This window comes from Terriglobales bacterium, assembly GCA_035937135.1.
Lineage (GTDB): Bacteria > Acidobacteriota > Terriglobia > Terriglobales > Acidobacteriaceae > DASYVL01.
Genome location: DASYVL010000053.1, coordinates 1 through 5,263, shown reverse-complemented (window position 1 = coordinate 5,263; position 5,263 = coordinate 1). Strand labels below are relative to the sequence as shown.

Sequence of the window (5,263 nt, the reverse complement as noted above, 5' to 3'; positions counted from 1 at the left end):
GGAACGATCTCCGGAGCGCGGCCGGAGCGCTGCTCCAGTGCTTCCCCATCAGCCACAACGCCAGCGGAACGCAGGCCGCCGCCAGGAACCACCCGTCGTAGCGCGTAAGCACTGCTGCGGAGAGCGCGATGGCGGCGCGCTCGAGCGAAGCGCCCGCGCGCGCATCGCCCTCGCGCGCCTGTCGCGCGAACTCGGCCAGGAACACCAAAGTCCACACGAAGAGCGCGAGGTAGAGCGGCTCGGTCATGGCCGTGGTTTGCAGGTAGAGGAGGTTGGGATTCAGTGCATAGATCGCCGCCGCCAGCCACGGCGCCACGCGGCGGCCCGACGACTCCGGCGCGACCGCCTCCCGCACCAGCCGGAAGACGCCCACGGTCCCCAGGACGTAGCTGACCATCGAGACCAAGGCGCCGGCGGCGCCGGTACGCCACATCCAATCCACGGCGACGAACGGCAGCATCAGGATGTGGGGCAGCGGCAGCCACACCGTACCCAGCTCGAAGGGTCCCGGATAGCGGCCATCCACCACGCGCCGCGCGATGTGCAGGTGGGCGACCGCGTCGCCGTAGAGCAGGAGCGCGTCCTGCTGAAAGTAATAAAGGAAGGCAGCCAGCGAGGCGCAGGCGGCGAGCAGTACCACCACCAGGCCTTCGGAGATCCGCGGCAGTGGCGCTTGGCTGGGCACGGCTCTCAGTCCAGGTGAGTCAGTTCGCGGAAGATCTGGAAGCGGGCGTCGATCTCCTCGCGCGTCAGCCCGCGCAGGCGCTCCGTCCCGAAGCGCTCCACGGCGAACGAGCCCATCACCCCGCCGTAGAACATGGCGCGCTTCAGGACTTGGAGATTGAGCTCTCCCTGCGAGGCGATGTAACCCATGAATCCGCCGGCGAAGGAATCCCCGGCGCCGGTGGGGTCGCGCACCTCCTCCAGCGGCAGCGCGGGAGCACGGAAGGGATGGTGTCCCATGCCAAAGCCGCCCTTGCCGAAGAAGATGGTGGCGCCGTACTCGCCGTGCTTGATGACCACCGCCTTGGGCCCCATGTCCAGGATCTTGCGCGCTGCGCGCGGCAGGCTGGGATCGCGGGCCAGCAAACGCGCCTCGCCATCGTTGATCAGCAGCAGATCGAGCTGCGCCAGCGTCTCCGCCAGCTCTTTCGGTTTGCCCTCGATCCAGAAGTTCATGGTGTCGCCGCCCACCAGCTTGGCCCCGGGCAGGCGCCGCCGCACTCCGGCTTGCAATACCGGATCGATGTTGGCAAGAAAGAGGTAATCGGTGGAGAAAAACGCCTGCGGGATCTGCGGCTCGAACTTCTCGAAGACGTTGAGCTCGGTCAGGTGGGTGCGGGCCTCGTTGAGGTTGTCGCCATACTCCCCCGACCAGTGGAAGGTCTTACCCCGCGCGTGCTGGATGCCTTCCGTCTTCACGCCCCGTTCGCGCAGCACGTTTTCCTCGGTTGCGGTGAAGTCGTCGCCCACCACGCCCACCACGCGCACTTCGGTGAAGTAGCTGGCGGCCAGGGAGAAGAACGTAGCCGACCCACCCAGACACTTCTCCACCTTCCCATACGGCGTCTGGATCGTGTCGAAGGCGATGGAGCCGACCACCAGCAGGGACATGCCTACTTCTTCGCCTTCTTGTCGAGATATTTTCCTATCAGGAGCTGGAGCTTCTTGCGGGTCTTGGGCGGGATCTTGGCGCGGTCGGTAATGATGGCGTTGGCCAGCGCCGAGCCGCACTTGCAGCTGCGCGTCCTCGGAATCGTGGCCACCGCCTGCTTGACAACTCTGGAGGCGTTGGCGGCATTCTTCATCAGCACGGCGATGATCTGGTGCACGGTGACGGCGTCGTGCCCGGGATGCCAGCAGTCGTAGTCGGTCACCATGGCCACGGTGACGTAGCAAATCTCGGCCTCGCGCGCCAGCTTGGCCTCCTGCAGGTTGGTCATGCCGATCACGTCCATGCCCCAGCTGCGGTAGAGGTGCGACTCTGCCTTGGTGGAGAACTGCGGGCCCTCCATGCAAAGGTAGCTGCCACCCAGCCTGCCGGAGACGCCCACCTTGGTGCACGCCCGCGCCGCCACCAGGGCCAACTCGCGGCAGACGGGATCGGAGAAGCCGATGTGCGCCACGCAGCCTTCGCCGAAGAAGGTGTCCACGCGGTGGCGGGTGCGGTCCACGAACTGGTCGGGGATGATGAAGTCCAGCGGCCGGTGCTCTTCCTTCAGCGACCCAACGGCGGAGACCGACATGATGCGCTCCACTCCCAGTTGCTTAAAGCCGTGGATGTTGGCGCGGAAGTTCAGCTCCGAGGGCAGGATGCGATGTCCGCGCCCGTGGCGCGCCAGGAATGCCACCTTGCGCCCGGCCAGCGTCCCCAGGACGTAGGCGTCCGAGGGCTTGCCGAAGGGCGTGCGCAGCGCGACCTCGCGCGTGCCCGTTACCCCGGGCATGGAGTACAGCCCGCTACCGCCGATGATGCCGATCTCCGCCTGCGCCAAATGTCCCCCCTCGGGACTCCTAAGAATGCGAGCGGCGATTATACAAGCGGGCGAGCCGGCGAAAAACCTTCGAGATGCACATCAGCGTGAACACCGCCGCCCAGTAGAAGGCCGTCAGGGCTTGGCGGGGACGGTCTTCGCCCCGGTGAGGATGGCGTCGGCCAGCTTGGTGGCGGTGGCTTCGTCAAAGCTCTCCAGCACCAGCACCCACTCGCCGCGCTGCTCGATGAAGACCGGCCCGTCCTCGGTCGTCCACTTCTTGCGCGCGGCCGATGGGACTGGCGCCTTGGGACCGGGCGCATCCTCTCCCTGCGCGAAGCGGTAACGCTGGAGCAGCGCATCCCCGTAGAAGGAGGCGAACTTGGCCGCGCTCTCCGGCGAATCCCAGCGCGAGAGATAGACCAAGGCCAGCGACTCGAGCCCGACCGGCTGCGGCTTCGGATTCTCCTTGGAATCGCTGGCGGCCTGGGCGGGCGGCTCCGGCTTCGCTGCCGCGGCGTCCTTTTCCGGCGGACGGCGCGCGGCGTAGTAGAAGCCGCCGCGCCAGGCGGGCGAAAGCCGCTTCGCGGTTTTCTGGTCGGCAAACTGCTCCAGCAGTACATAGACGTCAAACTGCCCGATGGAGCCCACGTCAAAGCGCTCGTAGCCCGGCCCCAGCAGCGGCTTCAGCGCGGGCACCCACAGCGCGGGGATGCGCTCGCGGGAGAAGTAGCTCCGCGGCGTCATGATGTCGCGGGTGTTGCGCGGCGGGTCTTTCAGCGCGCCCGCGAAGGCTTGCGCCTTGCCGCCCTTCAGCAACAGCTCCTGCACGAATTCCAGGCCGAAGGTGTAGGGGAAGGTCAGCGACTTCTTCAGATAGAGCGGCGCGTTCTTGAGCACTGGGTACTGCGAGCTATCCGTGCTCGCCTCCCGGAAGGGCACCGCGAGCAGCGGGTCGGTGGCCAGCGACCGGTTCACGGGCGCGTACAGATAATCAATGAGCACGAACATGGCTTGGCCTTCGAGCAGTGCGGTTCGGGCGACGGCTGCCTCCTCCGGCTGCACCTCGAAGTCGCCTTCCTGGGGATTCGACTTCTTCGGCTTCTTTTCCACCACGTCCTCTTCGGACTCCGCCGCCTTCGTCCACTTCTCGAGCCCCAGGGCCTGATCCTGCAGGGCGTGGGTGAGCTCGTGGGCCAGCACCGCGCGCTGCTCTCCCGGCTCCACCCAGTCCAGCAGATAGACGGTGCGCGTGTGCTCGTCGTAGAAGCCCGCCACCTGCTCGTCCAGCAGATCCAAGAAGAAGGAGCGCAGGTCGAACTTGCGCGGCAGGAATCCCAGCTTCTTCAGCACCGCCTCGGCGCGCTCCATGCGCTGCGTCTCCTTGTCCTCGCGCAAGCGATCGCTGAAGAACTGCTTCACCTTGTCGGCGCTGGCCAGCTTGCGCTTCACCGGCTGGCGGATGGGGAGCTTGGTGTCCTCGCTGGCGAACTTCAGGATCTGGTCCACGCTGCGCAGCAGCTCTTCCGCCTCGCGCGGAGAGATCTGCGGCTTGTGCTTCTGCGCCTTGGGAGCGGCGGGCTGGGAGGGCGACGCTGATGCCGCCGGGGTCTGCTGCGCCGCGGCGGCCGCGGTGAGCAGCAGGCCGAGCGCGAGCGCCGGCGTCAGCGTCAGCAATAGACGCCAGGATGTGCGGGCAAACTTCATCACTGGATTCTTGCGGGACTACAATATCAGCTAAGGCAACCACCTCGGGGACTTCCATGGCGGAGAGCAATCCACGGCAGCGCGCGGTCGAATACTTCCAGCGCGCCTACCAGTGCCAGGTCAGCGGCGACTACGACCAGGCCATCGCCCTCTACACCCGCTCCATCGAGGCCTTCCCCACCGCCGAGGCCTACACCTTTCGCGGCTGGAGCTACTCCTACCTGGGCGAGTACGAGAAGGCCATCGCCGAGTGCCTAGAAGCCATCCGGGTGGACCCCAACTTCGGCAACCCCTACAACGACATCGGCGCCTACCTGATCGAGCAAGGAAAGCTTGACGAAGCCATCCCCTGGCTGGAGAAGGCCACGCGCGCCAAACGCTACGAGGCCTATTGCTATCCCCACTTCAATCTGGGCCGGGTGTACGAACAGAAGCATCAGTGGCAGGAGGCGCGCGATTGCTACGCCCGCGCCTACCAGATGAATCACCAGTACTCGGTGGCGCTGGTGGCCATTCGACGCCTGCAGGCAAGGTGGAATTGAGGAAGGCTCGGGCTACCTTTAGCTCTTGGCGACTTGCTTCGCGATCCAGGCCGCCGATTCTTTCGTTCCCAGGGTTCCACCCACGTCGAAGGTCGTTTTCTTCTGGCGCACAGCCTCGAGGATAGCGGCATCGATCTTGTCCGCCTCTTTGGCGAGTCCCAAATGCGCCAGCATCATGGAGGCGGTGGCGATGGCGCCGATGGGGTTGGCGACGTTCTTCCCCGCGATCCCCGGCGCCGAGCCGTGCACCGGCTCGAACATTGAAGTCTTGCCGGGATGGATGTTGCCGCTCGCTGCCATACCCAGCCCGCCCACCAGCGCCGCGCCCAGGTCGGTGAGGATGTCGCCGAACATGTTGTTGGTGACGATGACCTCGAACTGCTTGGGCTCGCGCACCATCATCATCGCCGCCACGTCCACGTACATGTGCTGCGCTTCGATGGTGGGATGCTTCTTTGCCACTTCGTGAAACACCCGCTGCCACAGCCCGCCCGCGTGGGTCATCACGTTGGCCTTGTCGGCCATCAGCACCTTCTTGCG

General features: G+C 65.8%; 6 protein-coding genes. 1 reads left to right on the top strand and 5 read right to left on the bottom strand.

Annotation, left to right across the window (positions count from 1 at the left end; translation table 11 throughout):
• The 4 genes from VGQ94_03110 to VGQ94_03095 form a co-directional block, all read right to left on the bottom strand.
• A partial coding sequence (locus tag VGQ94_03110) for a phospholipid carrier-dependent glycosyltransferase (protein HEV2021494.1) occupies positions 1 to 685 on the bottom strand: 685 nt, incomplete at its 3' end.
• Positions 686 to 690: 5 nt separating this feature from the next.
• The gene (locus tag VGQ94_03105; GenBank protein HEV2021493.1) at positions 691 to 1,614 is read right to left on the bottom strand and encodes a PfkB family carbohydrate kinase; all 924 of its coding nucleotides are present in this window, start codon (positions 1,612 to 1,614) and stop codon (positions 691 to 693) included.
• A 2-nt stretch (positions 1,615 to 1,616) separates the two neighbouring features.
• Positions 1,617 to 2,495, bottom strand: a complete 879-nt coding sequence (gene mtnP / locus VGQ94_03100) for an S-methyl-5'-thioadenosine phosphorylase (GenBank protein HEV2021492.1) — start codon at positions 2,493 to 2,495, stop codon at positions 1,617 to 1,619.
• Between the two features lie 114 nt (positions 2,496 to 2,609).
• Entirely contained in the window at positions 2,610 to 4,181 is a 1,572-nt protein-coding gene (locus VGQ94_03095) for an ImmA/IrrE family metallo-endopeptidase (protein HEV2021491.1), read from the bottom strand.
• Positions 4,182 to 4,237: 56 nt separating this feature from the next.
• On the opposite strand from VGQ94_03095, the gene VGQ94_03090 reads away from it, so the two are divergent.
• Positions 4,238 to 4,723, top strand: coding sequence for a tetratricopeptide repeat protein (locus tag VGQ94_03090; GenBank protein HEV2021490.1), 486 nt, complete (start codon positions 4,238 to 4,240; stop codon positions 4,721 to 4,723).
• 18 nt (positions 4,724 to 4,741) lie between these two features.
• Here VGQ94_03090 and VGQ94_03085 read toward each other — a convergent pair.
• Positions 4,742 to 5,263, bottom strand: a 522-nt coding sequence (locus VGQ94_03085) for an isocitrate/isopropylmalate family dehydrogenase (GenBank protein HEV2021489.1), incomplete at its 5' end; no start/stop codon positions are given.